Here is a 19,719-nt window from a genome sequence, read left to right on the forward strand (position 1 = left end):
TGATGGATACGCGCGGCGGATGGAGGAGTTATTTCGCAATCAGTGGCTTTGGACTATCGTACTCGGCGTGGCTCTCTACCTCCCGGTTCGCCATCTCATTTTCGCACTGGCTGTGCGTCGCGAGGAACGAAAACTGGGTCATGCGGCCGACCCGTCTCGCCAGAGTGAGATCAAGCGGCGCGTGTCGCTGACCGCGGCTTTGCTCTGTTTCGTGTTCGCGGTTGTGTATGTCCACGTCATGCTGAACAGAATCTACGGCGGGACATGAACGCCGGATTCTCGCGAAGCCCTTTCAGCTTTGGGGTGCTCCGCCGTTACGTCATCATCGCGTTGGTGGCGTTGATGGGTTGGGGCCTTTACAAAACCATCATCAACCCGCTGTTCGTCACGGCGCCGACCGGCGATTTCGAAGTCCGTCAAGGTGACATTCTGCTATCGGACAAAAAGTACGATGAAGCTTTGGAGCGCTTCGACGCGGCTTTGATGATATCGCCGGACCATCGCGGAGCACTTATGGGGCGCGCCCTTGTCTTCCTACAGACGGGCCAAGACGCCGAAGCCGAAGCCGCCTTGACCGGGCTGATTGACGGCCTCTCCACGACTCTGGAGCCTGACGATGCTACCGGCCGAGGTGCTCTCGCCGCAGCGTACGCCAACCGCGGAATTTTATACGACCGAATGGGAGAATTCGAGAAGGCGCTCGCGAACTACATCCTTGCGTTGAGGGTGGACGCCGAGGCCGTCTCCGGTCCCGATATTTTCGACAAGATCCTGTATGAGGCGCGGCCGTCCAGCATTGAGGCTCGAGCCAAGTACTTGGACGAACAGCTTCAGTTACCGGAGGACCAAAGGATATTGCGCGTTCCAGAAATTGACGCCAGACAGCGCATGCACAAACCTTAGTGGTCCGACCTCACTGACCTACTACCACTTCCCGGAAGAGCACTGGCGGCGGATCCGGACCAACAACCCGCTCGAGCGGATCGCGAGATCCGCGCGGGAACCCGGCTGGCGGGAGCATTCTGGACGGCGAAAGCGCCCTCAACCTGGCCGCGGCCAGGTTGAGGCACATCGCCGGCACCACCGTCCACCCGCCGCTACCTGAACATGCAGCGCTGCACGAGCAAAACTGACCGCATAAACCGCATGACCCGACGGCCATCACCCACGGAAAAGTGCGAAAGACTTGGACACTACCGGCTGGCGGGAGCATTGGGCGACCCCCGGCGGCTAGATAGAGGCACATCACCGGCACACGACGTCAACTACCAGACGCTGAAGCAGTGGGCCGAGCGCCAGCCAGTCAGCCGTGCCGGCGCAGGGTCGCAAAAACTGGCATTCGCTTCAGATCAGAGGTGATGGGTTCGGAACAGGATGCGTTGTTGAAAGCTAACGGCGAGGCTCGTGTGAGCCTCGCCGTCCGGATTCGCATGTTCAATACCAACAGCGCTCAGATGGTTGCGGTGAGCTGCGCGCTGACCTTCCCGATTAGACCGTGCGGACTCGCTTACGTCTCGCCGCTGCAGCGCCCAGTGCGGCGATGCCGGTTGCGAATAGCCACACAGCACCCGGAACGGGAATGGGCTGTACGCCTCCCCCGTCACCGCTCAAACGCACATCCGCAGCCAAGGTCGTAGTGGTCTCTTCATTGACCGAGAAAGTATTGGTCGCCAATTCGAGATCGACGGTCCTGCCGCCAATGTCCCCGGTATACTTCGCGTCAACGATGCTTATGTCATCTCCACAGCCGTACGACGCCGACCACATGCTGGGGCACGACGCCGGCGGCAAGGAATTTAGGTGCTGATTGATCAAAAACACAATAATCAGCGATCCACCGCTCGACGCTCCGTTGTCGACGTCCACGTTCACGTCCAGTTTCACCCGAACGCTCTGCTGTCCGAAGGTCTCGGTGTTGCGGAACACGATCGTTCCGAGCGACTCGCGCTCTCCGGACAAAGCCGCGAGCGGCTTGTCCACGCCTTTCCACACCAATCCGCTTTGCAGCGCCGGAGTGAGCGGACTGACCACTCCCCAGTTGCCGTAGGCGTCTCCACTGTAGCCGGGAACCGCCGACGTATTGAAGTTGTCAGCGCTCAACGCGCTGAAGGACGCACTTCTCGTATTGACGGTAGCAGCCTCGGTCGCAACCGGCGCAACGACGGTCGCCACCAAGAGCATCAATCCCGCAATTTTTGTGAGCCTGTAAACTTTCTTGAGCCTGTTCATACCCTACCTCCACCCGAGTTTGCGCTACGAGCTTATTGTTCTAGCTACCTGTTGTTCCAAGTACGTCATCTTTGGAATACGCACTGCGTCCCGCCCGAAATCCCAGCACGAAGTATCCGCTCCAATCTGTCAACTATTTCTCATACCCTTTAGCTATCTTCGGCAAATCTTGCCGGCCCTTAGCGCGCCCCGCCTCCGCCACCGCCGTCCCCGCCTCCATCGCCGCCGGAACCGCCCGGTCCTCCGGCTCCGCCTGGGCCGGCCAAGGTCGTGGTGCCGAACACCGATGGCAGCCCCAGATCAGCCCTGAACTCCTCCGCGGCAATGGCAAGCTCCGCATGTATGGCTTGTCGGTTGCGAAGCGGCACACACAGCGCCTGTTCCGTCTGAGGCGCATGCTCCCGCAGCGGCTCGACTTGCCCCGCATCACTGCGCAACGCCTCCGGCGCATAGGTGTTGCCGGTCTTCTCCTCGGCAAGCTTGATCAACCATGCTTGGCACGTCTCGCTCTCATCGACAACGCCGTCGTTGTTGAGATCGTATGCCCGGAGCCACGTGGCGGCTTCAGGAACGTCGCTGGTCTGGATGCGTACCAGCGGCAAATCCGGTTCATCCGCCTCCACGAGCGTCAGTGGGCCAACAACCTCCGTATAGCGCCGATACTCGCCGGCAGTGCTGTCGTAGAGCATCAGATCGGACAACTGAGCCTCGTTGGGGACCCTTGCAGTGGAGCACGCCACCACGGCCAGACCTGTACAGACTGCAAGAACTTTTTTCACGATCGCCTCCGATTGTTTTAGCTCAACCCGTTGTTCTTGTTCGACACCCATGCCTAACCGGCAATACCGCCTACGATCCTCTAGGTCCCGTATGTCTGTCAAAACAAGTATATTTCATATAAGAGAAATTCGCAAGCGCAGCGCAGAATGCCGTGACAATTTTACGTATCAGTATCCTCGCGGCAACACTACACGTCTGAGGCCCATCAGGTGTCCAGTGAGGGGAAGGGCTGCCTCTTCCGCTCCTTTTGCTTTCCTCATCGCCAGACGGAGCTGCCCCGGTCCGCACACGACTTCGCGGCACATGGCAACCGGCTGGCTAGAGCCGCAACGGGAACTGGTTGCACACTAACGCGCAGTAATCGTCATGGTTCCGCCTTGCGTCCAGGAACCAGAATGCGAATCCGATTTGCGAGGGCGCCCGGGCTGCGCCAGGTGCACCCGAATTTGAACCGGTGAGCGTTGACAACGTTCTCCGCATGTCGTGAAGATAGGGATTGGCATGTGTCGCGTGAAGACCATGTGTCGCGTGAAGACTATTTGGAGGAGCGCGCAGTGGTCGGCGCCGGTAGACACATTCGTGACACGTTGAAGTGCTAATCGTGACGCAATCACGTTGAAGGAATGCTGCAGTGAAGACACCGAAGACGCTCACCGCCATAATTGCGATCGGGACCCTGTCCGTGATCTGGGTCGCCGACGCAGACGCCCAATTTCGCGAGGACTCCGGTTACCTCGGAAACCGGGGGCGGCCGACCACCGTCCTCGACCTCATGAAGCAGCAGCGGGCAATCGATTCACCGACGGTGCGAAATCCGCCGGGGGCGGCGCCGGTGCGCCGCCCGCCAGGGTTCGTGACGGATTCTTCATCAGCCGGAACGCGGCGGGCGATCGTGAGCCCGGGAGCTGAAGAACCGATGATCCCGGGTTCGCAAACCCGCGACGCCCCGGCTAAAGATGCAGCGACAACCGCTCCGGGTGTGGCTGCAGAATCGGCACCTCAGTTCCCGAAACCGAAAGAGCCAGCGGTGGAAGGCGAGGCTCCGCCCGCAGGTGCGCCGGTTCAGGCGCCGACCGAGGGCGAGGGGGCGCCTTCGACGGAACGCCAGCAGAGTACGCAACCCGCCGCGCAGTAGGCTGAACCGTCCCATCGGCTTGGCTACATGTAAGCCAGCGCGGCACGCCGTAAGCGGATTTGTGCGGCCTCTGGAGGTAGGCCGAAAGCGGTCGAAGGCACTTTATCGATTGCGCGCCGGGAGCGTCAGAAGCCGAGGTCTTCGGGCAGGACTCGATTGGGTGGGCGGTGCCCGTCGACGAAAGTCTTGATATTGATAACGACGCTCTCGCCCATGGCGACGCGACCTTCCATGGTGGCGGAGGCCATGTGCGGCAACAGCACCACATTGTCGAGCTGTAGCAGCTTAGGGCTGATGGCAGGCTCGTGCTCGTAGACATCGAGTGCCGCGCCGGCGATCTCACGATTGCGCAACATGGCGACGAGCGCTTTTTCATCGATGATTTCGCCCCGCGCTGTGTTGACCAGGTAGGCGTGCGGCGGCAGCAGTTTGAGACGCCGGGCCGACAACAAGTGGTAGGTGGCCGGGGTATGGGGACAGTGGACGGTGACGATATCCATTCGGGACAACATCTGATCGAGGCTCTCGTGGTAGGTCACCTCCAACTCGGCCTCGACGTCGGGATGCACGCGGCGGCGATTGTGGTAGTGGATCGCCATGTTGAAGCCGCGCGCCCGCCGGGCAACTGCTTGGCCGATGCGGCCCATGCCAACGATGCCCAGGCGCTTGCCCGTAACCCGGTGCCCCAGCATCCAAGTGGGCGACCACCCTCGCCAACGACCGGCGCGCACGATACGCTCGCCTTCGATGAGGCGTCGTGGGACCGCGAGGATAAGCGCCATTGTCATATCCGCCGTGTCCTCGGTGAGCACGTCGGGCGTGTTGGTGGCGGTAATACCCCGCTCACGGGCGGCGTTGAGATCGATATGATCGACCCCCGTCCCGTAGTTGGCGATCAGCTTCAGGCGCTCGCCGGCCGCTTCCAAGACTCGCCGATCGATCCGGTCGGTGACGGTCGGCACCAGGACATCTGCGGTCTGCACCGCGTCGATCAACTGCTCGCTGGTGAAGCTGCGGTCGGCGAGATTGAGGCGGACGTTGAACAACTCCATCATCCGAGTCTCGATTTCGTCCGGCAGCTTGCGCGTCACCACGACAAGCGGCTTCGCTCTCGCCATTGTGCTCCTCGTCCACCGCAAAAACAGGACACGGCGCGATACCATTCCGGCGACCGCAAGTCCAGGGCTGCGCGGGCGGCGCGCTGGCGCTTGACCGCGAGCGGGGCGACCTCCCTATAATGGTGGCTCGTACCCGATGATTGACAGTCCACGTTGTCGCTCGATGGTCTCGCTTATGCCGCTAATGGGAGTCGCTCGCATTCTTCTGCTTGCGACGCTGTTTTTGATCCCTTGCGTGACCGCCGTCATCGCCGCGCCGAAAGGCAGTGGCCTGCCGCTGCCTCGGTTCGTGAGTCTGCAGTCGACGGAGGCAAATCTGCGTACCGGCCCCGGCCTTCAGTACCCGATCGCCTGGATCTACCGCCGCGCCGAACTGCCGCTCGAGGTAATCGCCGAATACCGCACATGGCGGAAGGTGCGCGACTGGCAGGGGACGGCGGGCTGGATGCACCAAAGCATGTTGAGCGGCCAGCGAACGCTGATCGTCACCGCCGAGCGCTCCGCCATACAAGAAGGTCCGGAGCCGGCCAGTCCGATCATCGCGATCGCCGAAAACGGCGTCATCGGCCGACTGCTGTTCTGTCCGCAAGAAGGGTCGCTGTGCCAAGCCGAACTCCGCGGCCGGCGCGGCTGGATCGGGCGCGATACCTTCTGGGGCATGCATCCCGATGAAGCGCTGGAGTAGCGGAACGCTTGCCGCAGTCACCCACGGCGCCTGAGACGCGATGGCGTCAGGCGAAGTCCGTTGCCAAAGCCGTGCGCGTTGCTTCCTTCAGGGCCGCCGTGTGATCGTAATTCCGATGTCGGATGCTCAACACCACGCGCGTTCCCGGCACCCGAAACGCCTGCACTTGCTCGGGCGAGAACGGGAACTTGAGAAAGTGTACCGACGATGTCTTTCCATCGGACGTGGTCCGTTCCACGTCACCCTCGGGAGTGGCGGCGACGCGTCGATCGCCGATCTCGAAGGTTACCGTGTCCTCGATCCCGCCGAGGCCGGCGAGAACGCGGGCGCGGCGCGTCGCCTCCTCGATCTCGATCATCATCGTGGCGACGAGGTTGCGGCCGTCCGGGACCAGCGGCGCATAGGCGCGCAGTTCGTCCTCGATCTGCCCCTCGCCGCCCTTCTCGATTCGAAGCATCTCATGGATCTGGTGCCAGATGGTGTCGAAATTCTCGAAGTAGAAGGTGACATCGGGCCCGACGCTGACCCGGCGGTCCCTCTTGATCGCGGCAATTTGACCGCGGCGCTCTGCGCGGACTGCCTCATAGTCTTCGAGCGACAGAATGTCGGCGCGGGTGATGCCGCCCTTCGGCACGGTTCAATCCTCCTCTAAAGTCCGTAGGCGCGGGCGATGAGCTGCACCGGATGCTGAACCGGCTCGACGCGATCCCATTCGCGGCCGTCCAGACGTTCCATGCCCTGAACGATGTGGTCGCGGGCGAGCGGACATTCCGACACAACAAACGCCGTTTCGTTTTCCTTGGCTTGGCGCGCCGCAGGTCGCCCCACCTTGAGCGCCACCTCGAAGTTGTCTTTCATGATGCCCCAAGAGCCGCCGTGCCCCGAGCAGCGCTCGACCACCTTGACGTCGGTTTCCGGCAGCAGTTTCAACAGCTCTGTCGCCTTCTGGCCCATGTTCTGCGCACGGGAATGGCACGCGATGTGGACCGTGACGCCGCCGGGCAGCCGCTGGAGGCCGTCGGCAAGGCCTTCCTTGCGGGCGATGTCGACCACGTACTCGGCCGCATCGAAAGTGGCTTGGCCCAAAGCCTTGACATTGTCATCGTCCGGTTCGATCAGCGGCCACTCGAACTTCATCATCAGGCTGCAGGACGGCACCAGGGAGACAATGTCGAAGCCTTTGTCCACCCATGGCCTGAGGTCCGCGGCGATACGGCGGGCGTTGGCGGCGACCCGATCAAGATCGCCGTGTTCGAGTTGCGGCATGCCGCAGCAACCGGGATATACGACTTCTGTGTCGACGCCGTTGTGAGCGAGCACGTTGCGGAACGCGGTTCCCACATCCGGATTGTTGTAGTTGACGAAGCAGGTCGCATAGAGCGCCGCCTTGCGCCCGAACGCGGGCGCTTTCACATTCACTGTGGGCGCGGCAGCACCTTTGGCTCGCGCAACGAACGTCTTCCCGTGGAACGGCGGCAGATGGGCGTCCCGATGGACGCCGGCGACGCGCTCGATAACCGGCCGGGTGAGGGTATTGCCCCGCCTGCTTGCCCAGTTGGCGAGGCCGGGCACATGCGACGCTAAGCGGCCGTTGCGATCGGTCTCCGTCAGTTGCCGCGCGGCGAACGGAATTTTGCTCCGCTTCCGCTCGACGGCGCGGTACCGCAGCATCAAATGCGGGAAATCTAGATCGAACTCGTGCGGCGGCACGTACGGACACTTGGTCATGAAGCACATGTCGCAAAGCGTGCAAGCATCAACGACGGGTTTGAAGTCGGCGCTCGCCACCGAGTCCAGTTCGCCGCTCGCCGACTCGTCGATCAAGTCGAACAGGCGAGGAAAGCTATCACACAGGTTGAAGCAGCGGCGACACCCGTGACAGATGTCGAACACGCGGCGAAGCTCCGCGTCCAGCTTGGCCTCATCGTAAAAATCGGCATCGCGCCACTTGATCGGATGACGAGTCGGTGCATCCAGGCTTCCTTCGCGCATACATCACCCTTTGAGCCCAAATCGGAGCCGTCCCCTCCGACGCGCCTGTGTCAGGCGCTCCTCGTTTACGGTGACTGTCCAAGCGCCGGCACGGGACGCATGTTCCCCGCGCCGGCAGTCGACGATATTACTCCATGGTGTCGAGGGCTTTCTGGAATCTTCCAGCGTGGGACTTTTCCGCCTTTGCCAAGGTCTCGAACCAGTCGGCGATTTCCTCGAACCCCTCGCCTCGCGCGGTTTTGGCCATGCCCGGATACATGTCTGTGTACTCGTGGGTCTCGCCAGCAATGGCCGCGCCGAGGTTAGCGCCGGTCGGACCAATGGGAAGCCCAGTGGCCGGATCGCCCACTTTCTCCAGGAACTCGAGGTGGCCGTGGGCGTGGCCGGTCTCTCCTTCGGCAGTGGAGCGGAACACCGCAGCGACGTCGTTGTAACCTTCGACGTCCGCCTTTTGCGCAAAGTAGAGGTAGCGCCGATTAGCTTGCGACTCGCCGGCGAATGCGGCCTTCAAATTCTCTTCCGTCTGGGAGCCCTTCAACTCAGCCATGGTACATCTCCTATACCCATGATTGACGATTGGCAGTACGCGCATTTCGAACCGGCAGTTGAAGCCGGATGATGCGCGCAGTATGCCGCTCACGCCCCTGCCTGTCAAGGCAGATTGGAGCGGTTCTCAAATGCAGGAAACGGTATTGAAAAGCCTAGAGCTTTTGGGGGCGGCGATCGACCCGGACAATCACGTCCACGCGTGTTACCCGCGCACCTTCTGGCGCCGGGGGCAAGCCCGCTATGACCACGTCCTGAGACGAAATATCTTCGAGACGTCCAGAATCAGTGAAGAAAAAGTGGTGATGGTCGCGAGTGTTCGTATCGAAGTAGAACCGCGTACCGTCCACCATGATCTCGCGCAACAGCCCGGCATCGGTGAACTGATGCAGCGTGTTGTATACGGTGGCCAACGAGACGCTTACGTCCGCAGCAATCGCTTCTTCGTGCACGGCCTCTGCCGTGACATGGCGATCGCCCTGCTCGAATAGCAGCTTCGCCAGCGCCAGCCGCTGGCGCGTCGGCCGCAAACTGGCGGTGCGCAAGAGCTCAAGCGCACGACTGTAGGGTCTACCCGTCACCATGCCCGCAATATGGGGACCACGTGCATCGGCGGCAAGCCCTGAACCGGCATCGGCCTCGCCGGGCAAACCATCGACCGCATCATCCATCGCCTGATCGCGCCCGCATGGTCAGTCGCCCGTCCGGATCCGCTCGACAAGTTGCTTGACCGTCGGGATGAAGCCGCCTTTGTAGAACGGATCGGTGGCGAATCGATAGGCGTTGTGCCCGGCGAACATGAGGTTACCTTCGATCTCGCCCTCGTGAGCGATGGACTGCAGAGTTTTCTGGATGCAGAACGAGCGGGGATCGGCAGGCTTGCCCGTTGTTCCAGAATCGTCCTCAGACCAGTTGGAAAACCGACAAGCGCTAAGACATCCCATGCACTCTTGCTGATCGACTCGGATTTGCTCGGATTTCTCCGGCGTGACGAAGATCAACGTTGAGTCCGGCGTGCGCATGCCCTCGGTGAAGCCGTCGGCAATCCAGGCTTCGGCGCGTGCCTTGTCGGCGAGAGTGACATATACCCGCCGCCCGCGAGCGCCGATCGGCAGCGCCTCGCTGTGCTCGCCGATGAGCTCCGGCGTATAAGCGATCTGGCGCTCGTTTCGCTCCGTCAGTTCACTGAGGTAGGCGTTGCGCACCGCCGACGAGTAGAAGCCGGTAGGACTGAAGCGGTGCAGTTGCACATCGCCTTCCCGCAACGTCAGAAGCCGTTTTTTCCACTCCTCCGACACCGGGCTTTCCTGGGTCACAACGGGCCTGGTCCCGAATTGGAAGGCGATCGGGCCGAGTTCGGGGTTGCCGATCCAGTCCTGCCACTCGCGCAGACACCACACCCCTCCGGCCATGAAGATCGGCGTCGCCGCGAGGCCGCACTCGGTCATCTGCCGGCGGAGCTCGCGAACCCGCGGGTAGGGGTATTCAGGCTTGGCCGGATCTTCCAAATTGGAGAGGCCGTTGTGGCCGCCGGCGAGCCACGGGTCCTCGTAGACCACCCCGCCGAGCCACTCGCCATACTTGAAATACGCGCGCTTCCACAGCGCCCGGAACGCCCGCGCCGACGATATGATCGGATAATAGTAGAGCCCGTAGCGGGCGACGATCTCGGCGATGCGGTATGGCATGCCGGCACCGCAGGTGACGCCATGGATGAGGCCCTTTGCGCCCTCCAGAACGCCGTGCACAATGCGCGGTGTGGCGGCCGCTTCCCACAGCACGTTCATGTGAATGCGGCCACGGCCGCTGGCGCGTTCGTGAGCGACCTGGGCTTGGGCGATGCCGCCGTGGATGGCGTAGGCGACCAACTCCTCATAGCGGTCCCGCCGGGTGCGCCCGCGATAGACCTGCGGGATGACGTTGCCTTCATCATCGAACGAGTCGGCGTTGACCGCAGAAAAGGTGCCGACACAACCCGAGGCGGCGAACGCGCCGGAGCTGGCGCCGTTGCTGACCGACACCCCCTTGCCGCCCTCGACGATTGGCCAAACCTCGCGGCCCGAAATGACGATCGGTTGGAGTGCTACCATGCCTGTTCTTCCCGCGCTTTCCGGACGCCAGCAGCTTTGCAGTTGCGGGTCCCTCTCGACAGGGCGTCCACTCCGCGAAGACCCGCCACCGACTCGAACCTTGTCCTCAGCGTCCGCTGTTCCTCTCCAGGAGCACTCATATATGACTGGTTGTTCGAATTGCGACTCCCGTGCCGCTCAGCACAACAGAAATCCGGCGGCGACCACGTCCGCCGGTTTCGGGACTGCGCTCCGCGCCGCACGATTATCGTCGTCAGTTCGGTGCCGCCTTTTCAGACAGGTCTTCCCCCGTCTTCTGATCTACGGCCCGCATCGACAGCTTGACCTTGCCGCGCTCGTCGATGCCGATGAGTTTGACCTTGACGGTATCGCCCACCTGCACGACGTCGGTGGTCTTGTTGACCCGCTGCGGCGCCAGTTCGCTGATGTGAACCAGGCCGTCGCGGCTGCCCATGAAGTTGACGAAGGCGCCAAAGTCGACGGTCTTGACCACCTTGCCATTATAAATCACGCCGACCTCCGGCTCAGCAGCGATGCCGCGGATCCACTCGATGGCCGCGTCCGCAGCGCGCTGGTCCACGGCTGCCACCTTGACGCTGCCGTCATCCTCCAGGTCGATGCGGGCGCCGGTCACTTCGCAGATCTCGCGGATGACCTTGCCGCCAGGACCAATAACCTCTCGGATCTTGTCCTTGTTGATATGAATAACGGTGATGCGGGGCGCATTCTCGCTGACGGCATCGCGCGGCAGGTCGATGGCCTTCGACATGGCGCCTAGAATCTGCATGCGACCTTCCGAGGCCTGCTCCAGGGCGGTGGCCATGATGTCCTTAGTAATCGAGGTGATCTTGATGTCCATCTGCAGGGCAGTGATTCCCTTGTTGGTGCCCGCAACCTTGAAGTCCATGTCGCCCAGATGATCTTCGTCGCCTAGGATGTCGGACAGCACCACGAACTGATCGCCCTCCTTGATCAACCCCATGGCGATACCGGCGACCGGCGCCCGTAATGCCACCCCGGCATCCATCATCGACAACGACGCTCCGCAAACGGTGGCCATCGATGACGACCCATTGGATTCGGTGATCTCGGAGACGACGCGGATGGTGTAGGGGAAGCTTTCCTTATCGGGGATCAGAGAACGAACCGCGCGCCAGGCGAGCTTGCCGTGGCCGATTTCCCGCCGCCCCGTGAATCCGACCCGACCGGCCTCGCCAACCGAGTACGGGGGGAAATTGTAGTGCAGCATGAAGTTCTCGCGGTATTCGCCGGCCAGGGCGTCGATGATCTGCTCGTCTTGACCGGTGCCGAGCGTTGTCACCACCAGCGCCTGGGTCTCGCCGCGGGTGAACAGCGCGCTGCCATGGGCTCGCGGCAGCAGGCCGACCTCGACCGCAATATTGCGAATGTCTCGCGCTCCGCGCCCATCCATCCGCCTGCCGGTGGCGATCATGTCACGTCGCACCACCTCCTGCTCGACGCTCTTGAACACGTCGTCCAGGTTCGCCAACAGGACGGTCTGGTCCACCGCCTCGTCGGCCGCAAGACTCTCGACGAGCCGGCTTTTGACCGCCGCCACCTTCTCGCGACGGATCGACTTCACCGTTTCGTGATAGGCTTCGCTGAGGTCGTGCTCGGCCAACGCCCGGACGCGCTCAGCTAAAGCGGCCCGCCCTTCCGGCTCGGGCGGAAGGTCCATCGGCTCCTTGGCGCACGCTTCTGCGAGGTCGATGATGGCGTCGATCACCGGCTGGCAGGCCTCATGGCCAAACATGACAGCGCCGAGCATGACGTCCTCGCTCAACTCCCGCGCTTCCGATTCCACCATCAGCACCCCTTCCTTGGTGCCGGCAACGATCAGATCCAGGTTGCTATTGGCAAGTTCATCGAGTTGCGGATTAAGCACGTAGGCTCCGTCGATGTAGCCAACCCGGCAGCCGCTGACCGGCCCCAGGAACGGAACCCCGGACAGCGTCAGCGCCGCCGAGGTGCCGATCAGCGCCGCGATATCAGGGTCGTTCTCGAGATCGTGGCTCAGCACTGTGCAGATGACCTGCGTCTCATTGCGGAAGCCCTTCGCGAACAGAGGCCGAATCGGCCGGTCTATCAGCCGCGAGGTTAGCGTCTCCTTCTCGGACGGCCGGCCCTCGCGCTTGAAGAAACCGCCGGGTACCTTGCCGGCCGCATAAGTACGCTCCTGGTAATGCACCGAAAGCGGGAAAAAATCCAAGCCTGGCTTCGTCGACTTCTCGTAAACGACCGTGCACAATACCTTCGACTCACCGTACGTAACCATAACGGCGCCGTCGGCCTGGCGCGCAACCTTGCCGCTTTCCAATATGAGGGGGCGTCCACCCCAACTTACTTCCTTACGGAATTCCTGAAACATTCTATCCCTACAGTCCTACGATTACATACAGGTGCTTTGAGTGCGACCACGGCTTCAGACCGGCGCCACGCATTACCAAAGCACATTCGAGACGATTATCGGCGCAGGCCCAGGCGCTCGACCACGGTGTTGTAGCGTTCCACGCTTTTCCGCTTGAGGTAGTCGAGCATCTGCCGGCGTTGTCCGACCATCATCAACAGGCCGCGCCGCGAGTGGAAGTCCTTGTTGTGAGCCTTAAGGTGCTCCGTGAGATTGCGAATGCGTTCGCTCAAGATGGCGACCTGAACCTCCGGTGAGCCGGTGTCGCCGGGCTGAGCCGCAAATTCCTGAATCAGTTCCTGTTTCCGTTCTGCCGTTATCGACATCTGTCGCTCCATCCATCATAGGTTGAGAACGCGAATGGGGCGGATTTCCCCGCCTTGCACGCGAGCCAAAGCAACGGGCTTGCCATCAGCCATGGCGAAGATCATCCTATCCTTGAGGACAAGCTTTTCAGAAGTCCGCCTCGCCACCGGCAGGACGGGAACCGATTGCCCGTGCTTAAGTCTGATGGCTTCCGCTGGTGTAAAGTCGAGCGCCGGGATGTCGGCCAGCGCCGCCTCGACGGGAAGCACATGCTGCAGTAGCTCGTCACTATGCCCAAGTGTCTTTACTTTATCCAGGGGAATCGCGTCGGCCTCGCTGAATGAACCCACGGCGGTGCGCCTGAGAGCCACCACGTAGCCGCACGTCCCGAGCGCGGCGGCCAGATCGCGAGCCAAAGCCCGCATGTAGGCGCCTTTGCCGCACACCACCAAGAACTCTGCGTGATCGTCGTCAGGACACGCCGCGAGCTCGACGGCCTTGATCTCGACGCGCCGGGTCGCCAGGTCGACGGCGACGTCGGCGCGCGCCAGGTCATAGGCACGACGCCCTTCCACCTTGATGGCGGAAAACGTCGGCGGGGTCTGATCGATCTCGCCAGTGAAGCGGGGCAGCACCGCGCGAATAGCCTCTGCATCAGGGCGCACGTCACTCACCGCAATTGTGCGACCCTCGGCGTCGTCGGTATCCCGCTGCTCTCCCCAGCGCACCGTGAAGCGGTAGGACTTGGCGCCGTCCATGAGGTAAGGAACAGTCTTGGTCGCCTCCCCGAGAGCTATCGGGAGAACACCGGTCGCCAGCGGATCGAGGGTGCCGCTGTGGCCCGCCTTGGCCGCATCGCAACCGCGGCGAACGGCAGCAACCACATCGACCGACGTGGCGTTTTCCGGCTTGTCGACCACGACCCAGCCATGCACCGGGTTACCGCGGCGTGTGCGGCCCATGTCAGTCGCGATCTTCGGACGGATCGGAAGGATGCTCGGGGGAATGGGCGGTCTCGGGACGGATGACCCGCCGCAGCAGGTCGTCGATCTGGGCCGCGTAATCGAACGACGTGTCCAACCGGAAGGCAAGATCCGGAACAAATTTGAGACGAACCTGCTGCGCCAACCGATGACGGAGAAAGGGCCGCGCCCGTTCCAACGCTGCGATCATGGTAACCCCGTCACCGCCGCCGAGCGGTGCCACGTAGACCACCGCGTGGCGCAGATCCGCCCCGACACGCACTTCCGACACCGTCACGGATATGTCAGCCAAGCCGGGATCGTGAACCTCGCCCTTCTCCAACGTCTCGGCAAGCACGTGCCGCAGCTCTTCACCAACCCGAAGCTGTCTCTGACTCGGGCTTCTGGCGCCCTTTTTCTTCATGTCCTCAAGCTCAGGATTGCTTGGCTCATGCTTCGACAAGCTCAGCATGTGGTTTCGTGTAACGAACAGTTGAGCCAGACCAAGACTAAAGTTGGCGCTCAACTTTCTGCAGCTCAAAGCATTCAATGATGTCGCCGGTCTGGATGTCCTGATAGGCTGCAAGGGCAACGCCGCAGTCGTACCCCTCGCGGACCTCCCGCACGTCGTCCTTGAAGCGCTTAAGCTGTGAAAGATCGCCCTCGTGGATGACCACGTTGTCCCGCAGAAGGCGCACTTTCGCGCCGCGGCGGATGTTGCCCTCGGTCACCATGCAGCCCGCCACCTTGCCGACCTTGGTGATGTTGAAGACGGTTCGAATTTCTGCGTAGCCGATGATGTTTTCGCGGATCTGCGGCGCCAGAAGGCCGGACATCATCCCCTTAAGGTCATCGACGAGGTTGTAGATGACCGAGTAGTAACGGATATCCACGCCGTCGCGCTTGGCCAACTCGCGCGCCTGAGGATTGGCGCGAACGTTGAAGCCGACGACCAGCGCCTTCGAGGCGCCAGCCAAGGTGACGTCCGATTCGTTGATGCCACCGACCCCGGAATGCAAGACCTGGGCCTTGACTTCGTCCGTGCCGAGCTTCTCGAGCGCGCCGACGATGGCCTCTGCCGAGCCGTGCACGTCTGCCTTGATCACTACCGGCAGCGAATTCTCGCCGCCCTCGCGGATGCGATCGAACATCTGCTCGAGGGTGCTCTGACCGGCGGCGACCGTTTTGGCGTCGCGCTCCTTACGGCGGCGGAAATCTCCTACTTCACGAGCGCGGGCCTCGGTGTCGACGACGGCGACTTCATCACCCGCCGCGGGCGTGCCATTGAGCCCGAGAATTTCTGCCGGCGTTCCAGGGCCGGCCTCCGTGAGCGCAACGCCGGCGGCATCGTACATCCCGCGCACCCGTCCCCATTCGGCGCCGGCGACGAAGATGTCGCCGATGCGCAGAGTCCCACGCTGGACGAGCACTGTGGCGACGGAGCCGCGCCCGCGTTCCACCTTCGCTTCGATCACCACCCCTTCGGCCGAGCGATCCGGGTTGGATTTCAGGTCGAGGAACTCCGACAGGAGAAGAATGTTTTCGACCACCTTGTCGACATTGGCGCCTGTCTTGGCGGAAACCTCGATAGACAAAGTTTCGCCACCGGTTTCTTCGACCTGAACGTCGTGCTGCAGCAACTCCATCCGGATCCGCTGAGGATCGGAGTCGGGGCGATCGATCTTGTTGATGGCCACGATCATCGGCACGCCCGCCGCCTTGGCGTGACGGATGGCCTCGATGGTCTGCGGCATGACGCCGTCGTCGGCCGCGACGACGAGAACGACGATGTCGGTGACGTTGGCGCCGCGGGCGCGCATCTGGGTGAACGCAGCGTGACCCGGCGTGTCGATGAAGGTGATCCTGGCGCCGTTGGCGGTGGTGATCTGGTACGCCCCGATGTGCTGGGTAATGCCGCCGGCTTCATGGGCAGCGACGTCGGTCCTGCGAAGCACATCAAGAAGAGAGGTTTTGCCGTGGTCGACGTGGCCCATGATGGTCACCACCGGCGGCCGCGGCTGCAGGTTCTCCTTTACGTCTTCTTCACCTTTAAGGCCGATTTCCACATCGGCCTCGCTGACCCGCTTGACCTTGTGACCGAACTCGGAGGCGATGAGTTCGGCGGTGTCGGCGTCGATCGACTGGTTGAGGTTGGCCATCACCCCGATGTTCATTAGGGCCTTGATGACGTCGCTGCTGCGCTCCGCCATGCGGTTCGACAGTTCCTGGACGGTAATGACTTCGGGGATAACCACGTCGCGAATCACCTTGCCTGTTTCGCCCGGGCCGGCCTGCAGATGCTTGAGGCGTTCCTTCTCGCGTGCACGCCGCACGGCCGCCAAGCTGCGTCCACGCTCGCCGCGATCCTGATCGTCGAGGGCGTCGGTCACCGTCAGCCTGCCGACGCGACGTTTGGGCTCGCCCCGGCGCGGCGCGGTCAGCGGCTTGCGGATATCAGGTCGCACCGGCCGCTTGGCACGGGCCGAGGAATCCTCGTCCCGCTCCGCGGTTTCCCTCTCCGCCGGCTTGGCGGCTGGTTTCTTTGCCGCCAGTGCGGTCCGCGGGGCGTCCGGCTGGTCGTGCCGCCGGTCACGGCGCGCTTCCACCGGCATGTCGGCAGGTCGCTCGTCAGGCGGCTGTTCGTCCGGCCCCCCCCCCGGCTGGATGTCTTCGGCGATCTCGGGTTCTGCCGACAGCGCTGGCGATGCAGTCTCTTCGGCCGTCTCGCCCGCCTCGGCCTCAACCGGCGTAGTCTCGAGATCCGGCTCGCCGGAAACTGGCTCGGCGGGCGCCTCGTCCAGTGCCAAGTCCTGATCAAGGACCACCGGCTCAAGATCCTCTATCGCCTGCAGCGCGGCCAAGTCCTCCGTGCGCCTTGCCCCCTGCAGAGCCCGCGCGCGCTGTGCCTTTTCCCCCTCCGTGAGCCCGACGGCGGATCGATCCCGCAACGCCGTCTCGGCGGCGGCAGCGCGCTGCTCGGCCTCCGCAGCGACCTTAGAGAGCCGGCCGCGGGGCATCAGTGGCATAAGTGCGCTTCTTCCGCACCTCCACCCGAACGAGCTTGGACCGGCCATGGGCGAAGCTCTGACGCACCTGTCCCGTCTCGACCGTCTTCTTCAATTCAAGCTTGCGCGGGCGGCTAAGTTTGCCCTCGCTGCCGTCGTCGTTGCCGGTGGTGTCAGTCATCGCACCTACGTCTGTAACAGAACGCCATTGCCTCTCGACGCGGTTTCCCGCGCAGCTTCCTGAACGTCAGCCGTCCGGCGAATGCCGGCAAGCCGCAGTCCCTCGCGCCGTATGCACCTTGCGAAACCGCCAGGAGCTATAACGACATAAACCGAACGCTCACGGCCGGCCACGCCTCCCAGTTCCGAGGCCGTCAACGGCACAACCAGCGGCTCGGCGTCGGTGAACGCACGCCCCTTGGCCCGCGCATTGGCCGATGCATCCGCCGCTATAAGCAGCAAACCAGTTCGCCCAGACCTGAACCAGTCCCGCGCCTTCTCAAAGCCGAACGCCGCTTGCCCGGCGCGTCGTGCCAACCCGATCATGTTGAGGCAGTGTCGGATCAAGCGAGCCTCGACCTGCTCGACAAGCTCGCGTGGAACGATGACGCCGGCCCGCGCCGCCTTGGCGAATACATTTTTCGCGCACGCCTTCATAAGTGTTTCCCGATCCGCACTCAACCAAATTCCCCGTCCGGGCAGGCGCTGTTCGATGTCGACGACCAGCCGGTGCTCCGGATCGACCACAAACCGCAACAGCGCGTCCCTTTCCGTCACCGCACCGGTGACGATGCAGCGACGCCGAGGCGAAGTCACATCCTCAAAATCGTCCCTGGCCTCGGATCGAAGATCAGCGGCCAACATCGCCGGTCTCAATTCCCGAAGCCGCCGGCGCTTCTGATGCTGTCTGCTCGGCATCAGCGGCGTCGGCCTCATCCACGAACCAGTGGGCGCGTGCCGCCATGATGATTTCGTTGGCCTGATCTGAAGTCAGCGTCCCTTTGGGCGCGATCTCGAGCAACTCGTCACCGGCGAGATCCGCCAAATCATCGAGCGTCTTGACGCCGTTCTCGCCGAGCGCCGCCAACACCGCCGGCTTGAGACCCTCCACCTGCGCCAACTCGTCCGACACGCCCAATTCGTTGCGCCGCTGCTCGAAGGCTTCATCGCGCTCGGCAAGATAAACGCGGGCACGTTCACGCAGCTCCTCAGCGACATCTTCATCGAAGCCCTCAATGTCGGCCAGATCGTCAACCGGCACGAAGGCGACCTCTTCCACAGACGTGAAGCCTTCGGTCACTAGGAGATGGGCGATGACGTCATCGACGTTCAGCGCGTCAATGAAGGTCTGCGAGCGCGCGTGGAACTCCTCGTTGCGGCGTTGCGATTCCTCGTCTTCGGTAAGGATGTCAATGTTCCACCCTGTAAGTTGGGTCGCCAAACGCACGTTCTGGCCGCGGCGACCGATGGCGAGGCTCAACTGATCATCGGGAACCACCACCTCGATGCGGCCCGCTTCCTCGTCGAGGACGACCTTGGCCACCTCCGCCGGCGCCAGTGCATTGACCACGAATGTCGCCGGGTCGGAAGACCATTGAATGATGTCGATCTTTTCGCCTTGAAGTTCGCCGACCACGGCCTGAACGCGCGAGCCGCGCATGCCGATGCAGGGCCCGACGGGGTCGATGCTGCTGTCGTGGGACATCACCGCGATCTTCGCGCGCGAGCCCGGATCCCGCGCCACCGCCTTGATCTCTATGATGTTTTCGTAGATTTCCGGTACCTCCTGAGCGAACAGTTTCGACATGAACATGGGATGGGTGCGCGTCAGAAAGACCTGCGGGCCGCGCGGCTCGTCGCGCACGTCGAGAATGTAGGCGCGCACCCGATCGCCGAGGTTGAAGTGTTCGCGCGGGATGATTTCTTCGCGCCGCAGCACCGCCTCGACGCGGCCGAGGTCGACGACGACGGTCCCGAACTCCACCCGCTTCACCAGCCCGTTGACGATGTCGCCGATCCGGTCCTTGTACTCGTCGAACTGGCGCTTGCGTTCGGCGTCGCGGACCTTCTGGACGATGACCTGCTTGGCCGACTGGGCGGCGATGCGGCCGAAATCGATCGGCGGCAGCGGATCCACGAGGAACTCGCCGACCTCGGCGTCCGGCTTCTTGCGGCGGGCCTGCTGAACGGTCAGCTCCGTCGCCTCATTCTCGATCACTTCAACCACTTCGAGGTAGCGCGCCAGCGTGATCTCGCCGCTCGAGCGATCGATGTGCGCCCGGATGTCGTGCTCGTGCCCGTACTTGGAGCGGCCGGCCTTTTGAATCGCCTGCTCCATCGCATCGAGGACCTCGTCGCGGTCGATGTTCTTGTCGCGGGCGACCGTGTCCGCCACCTGAAGAAGTTCCGGCCGTGCGTGAACGGCCGCCGTATCCGCCATCGT

General features: G+C 62.7%; 17 protein-coding genes and 1 pseudogene. 3 read left to right on the forward strand and 15 right to left on the reverse strand.

Annotation, left to right across the window (positions count from 1 at the left end):
* Positions 1-19: 19 nt before the first annotated feature.
* Both IPM60_07900 and IPM60_07905 read left to right on the forward strand, forming a co-directional pair.
* The gene (locus IPM60_07900; protein ID MBK8907817.1) at positions 20-268 is read left to right on the forward strand and encodes a hypothetical protein; all 249 of its coding nucleotides are present in this window, start codon (positions 20-22) and stop codon (positions 266-268) included.
* Positions 265-903, forward strand: coding sequence for a tetratricopeptide repeat protein (locus IPM60_07905; protein ID MBK8907818.1), 639 nt, complete (start codon positions 265-267; stop codon positions 901-903). The genes IPM60_07900 and IPM60_07905 overlap by 4 nt, the downstream gene beginning before the upstream one ends.
* Before the next feature lie 585 nt (positions 904-1,488).
* On the opposite strand, the gene IPM60_07910 is transcribed toward IPM60_07905, so the two are convergent.
* The 3 genes from IPM60_07910 to IPM60_07920 form a co-directional block, all read right to left on the reverse strand.
* The gene (locus tag IPM60_07910; GenBank protein ID MBK8907819.1) at positions 1,489-2,229 is read right to left on the reverse strand and encodes a hypothetical protein; all 741 of its coding nucleotides are present in this window, start codon (positions 2,227-2,229) and stop codon (positions 1,489-1,491) included.
* 179 nt (positions 2,230-2,408) lie between these two features.
* Positions 2,409-3,008 carry a hypothetical protein gene (locus tag IPM60_07915; GenBank protein MBK8907820.1) on the reverse strand — a complete coding sequence of 200 codons (600 nt, stop codon included), beginning with the start codon at positions 3,006-3,008 and terminating at the stop codon, positions 2,409-2,411.
* A gap of 1,261 nt (positions 3,009-4,269) precedes the next feature.
* Positions 4,270-5,262 carry a D-glycerate dehydrogenase gene (locus IPM60_07920; GenBank protein MBK8907821.1) on the reverse strand — a complete coding sequence of 331 codons (993 nt, stop codon included), beginning with the start codon at positions 5,260-5,262 and terminating at the stop codon, positions 4,270-4,272.
* A gap of 184 nt (positions 5,263-5,446) precedes the next feature.
* Here IPM60_07920 and IPM60_07925 point away from each other — a divergent pair, with 184 nt between their 5' ends.
* Positions 5,447-5,947, forward strand: coding sequence for a hypothetical protein (locus IPM60_07925; protein MBK8907822.1), 501 nt, complete (start codon positions 5,447-5,449; stop codon positions 5,945-5,947).
* Positions 5,948-5,993: 46 nt separating this feature from the next.
* On the opposite strand, the gene IPM60_07930 is transcribed toward IPM60_07925, so the two are convergent.
* The 12 genes and pseudogenes from IPM60_07930 to nusA all read right to left on the reverse strand — a co-directional run bounded on the left by IPM60_07930 (position 5,994) and on the right by nusA (position 19,716).
* Positions 5,994-6,581 carry a DUF3501 family protein gene (locus IPM60_07930; GenBank protein ID MBK8907823.1) on the reverse strand — a complete coding sequence of 196 codons (588 nt, stop codon included), beginning with the start codon at positions 6,579-6,581 and terminating at the stop codon, positions 5,994-5,996.
* Between the two features lie 14 nt (positions 6,582-6,595).
* Positions 6,596-7,939: a glycerol-3-phosphate dehydrogenase gene (locus IPM60_07935; protein ID MBK8907824.1), complete on the reverse strand. Its 1,344-nt coding sequence runs from the start codon at positions 7,937-7,939 to the stop codon at positions 6,596-6,598.
* A 127-nt stretch (positions 7,940-8,066) separates the two neighbouring features.
* Positions 8,067-8,486 (reverse strand): rubrerythrin, encoded by a 420-nt coding sequence (locus IPM60_07940; GenBank protein ID MBK8907825.1) that lies wholly within the window; start codon positions 8,484-8,486, stop codon positions 8,067-8,069.
* A gap of 154 nt (positions 8,487-8,640) precedes the next feature.
* On the reverse strand, positions 8,641-9,069 hold the full coding sequence (locus tag IPM60_07945; GenBank protein ID MBK8907826.1) for a transcriptional repressor: 429 nt from the start codon (positions 9,067-9,069) through the stop codon (positions 8,641-8,643).
* A gap of 108 nt (positions 9,070-9,177) precedes the next feature.
* Positions 9,178-10,575 carry a nitronate monooxygenase gene (locus tag IPM60_07950; GenBank protein ID MBK8907827.1) on the reverse strand — a complete coding sequence of 466 codons (1,398 nt, stop codon included), beginning with the start codon at positions 10,573-10,575 and terminating at the stop codon, positions 9,178-9,180.
* A gap of 253 nt (positions 10,576-10,828) precedes the next feature.
* Positions 10,829-12,964, reverse strand: a complete 2,136-nt coding sequence (gene pnp, locus IPM60_07955) for a polyribonucleotide nucleotidyltransferase (GenBank protein ID MBK8907828.1) — start codon at positions 12,962-12,964, stop codon at positions 10,829-10,831.
* Positions 12,965-13,059: 95 nt separating this feature from the next.
* On the reverse strand, positions 13,060-13,329 hold the full coding sequence (rpsO, locus tag IPM60_07960; protein ID MBK8907829.1) for a 30S ribosomal protein S15: 270 nt from the start codon (positions 13,327-13,329) through the stop codon (positions 13,060-13,062).
* A gap of 15 nt (positions 13,330-13,344) precedes the next feature.
* Entirely contained in the window at positions 13,345-14,271 is a 927-nt protein-coding gene (gene truB, locus IPM60_07965; GenBank protein MBK8907830.1) for a tRNA pseudouridine(55) synthase TruB, read from the reverse strand.
* Between the two features lies 1 nt (position 14,272).
* Positions 14,273-14,695 (reverse strand): 30S ribosome-binding factor RbfA, encoded by a 423-nt coding sequence (rbfA, locus tag IPM60_07970; GenBank protein ID MBK8907831.1) that lies wholly within the window; start codon positions 14,693-14,695, stop codon positions 14,273-14,275.
* Between the two features lie 85 nt (positions 14,696-14,780).
* Positions 14,781-17,457: pseudogene (gene infB, locus IPM60_07975) on the reverse strand (translation initiation factor IF-2).
* 5 nt (positions 17,458-17,462) lie between these two features.
* Positions 17,463-18,140 carry a DUF448 domain-containing protein gene (locus IPM60_07980; protein MBK8907832.1) on the reverse strand — a complete coding sequence of 226 codons (678 nt, stop codon included), beginning with the start codon at positions 18,138-18,140 and terminating at the stop codon, positions 17,463-17,465.
* Complete coding sequence (gene nusA, locus IPM60_07985) at positions 18,127-19,716, reverse strand: transcription termination/antitermination protein NusA (protein ID MBK8907833.1); 1,590 nt, start codon at positions 19,714-19,716, stop codon at positions 18,127-18,129. The genes IPM60_07980 and nusA overlap by 14 nt, the downstream gene beginning before the upstream one ends.
* Positions 19,717-19,719 lie beyond the last annotated feature (3 nt).

The sequence above is a fragment of the Rhodospirillales bacterium genome (genome assembly GCA_016710335.1).
Classification (GTDB): domain Bacteria; phylum Pseudomonadota; class Alphaproteobacteria; order Rhodospirillales; family Defluviicoccaceae; genus JADJXQ01.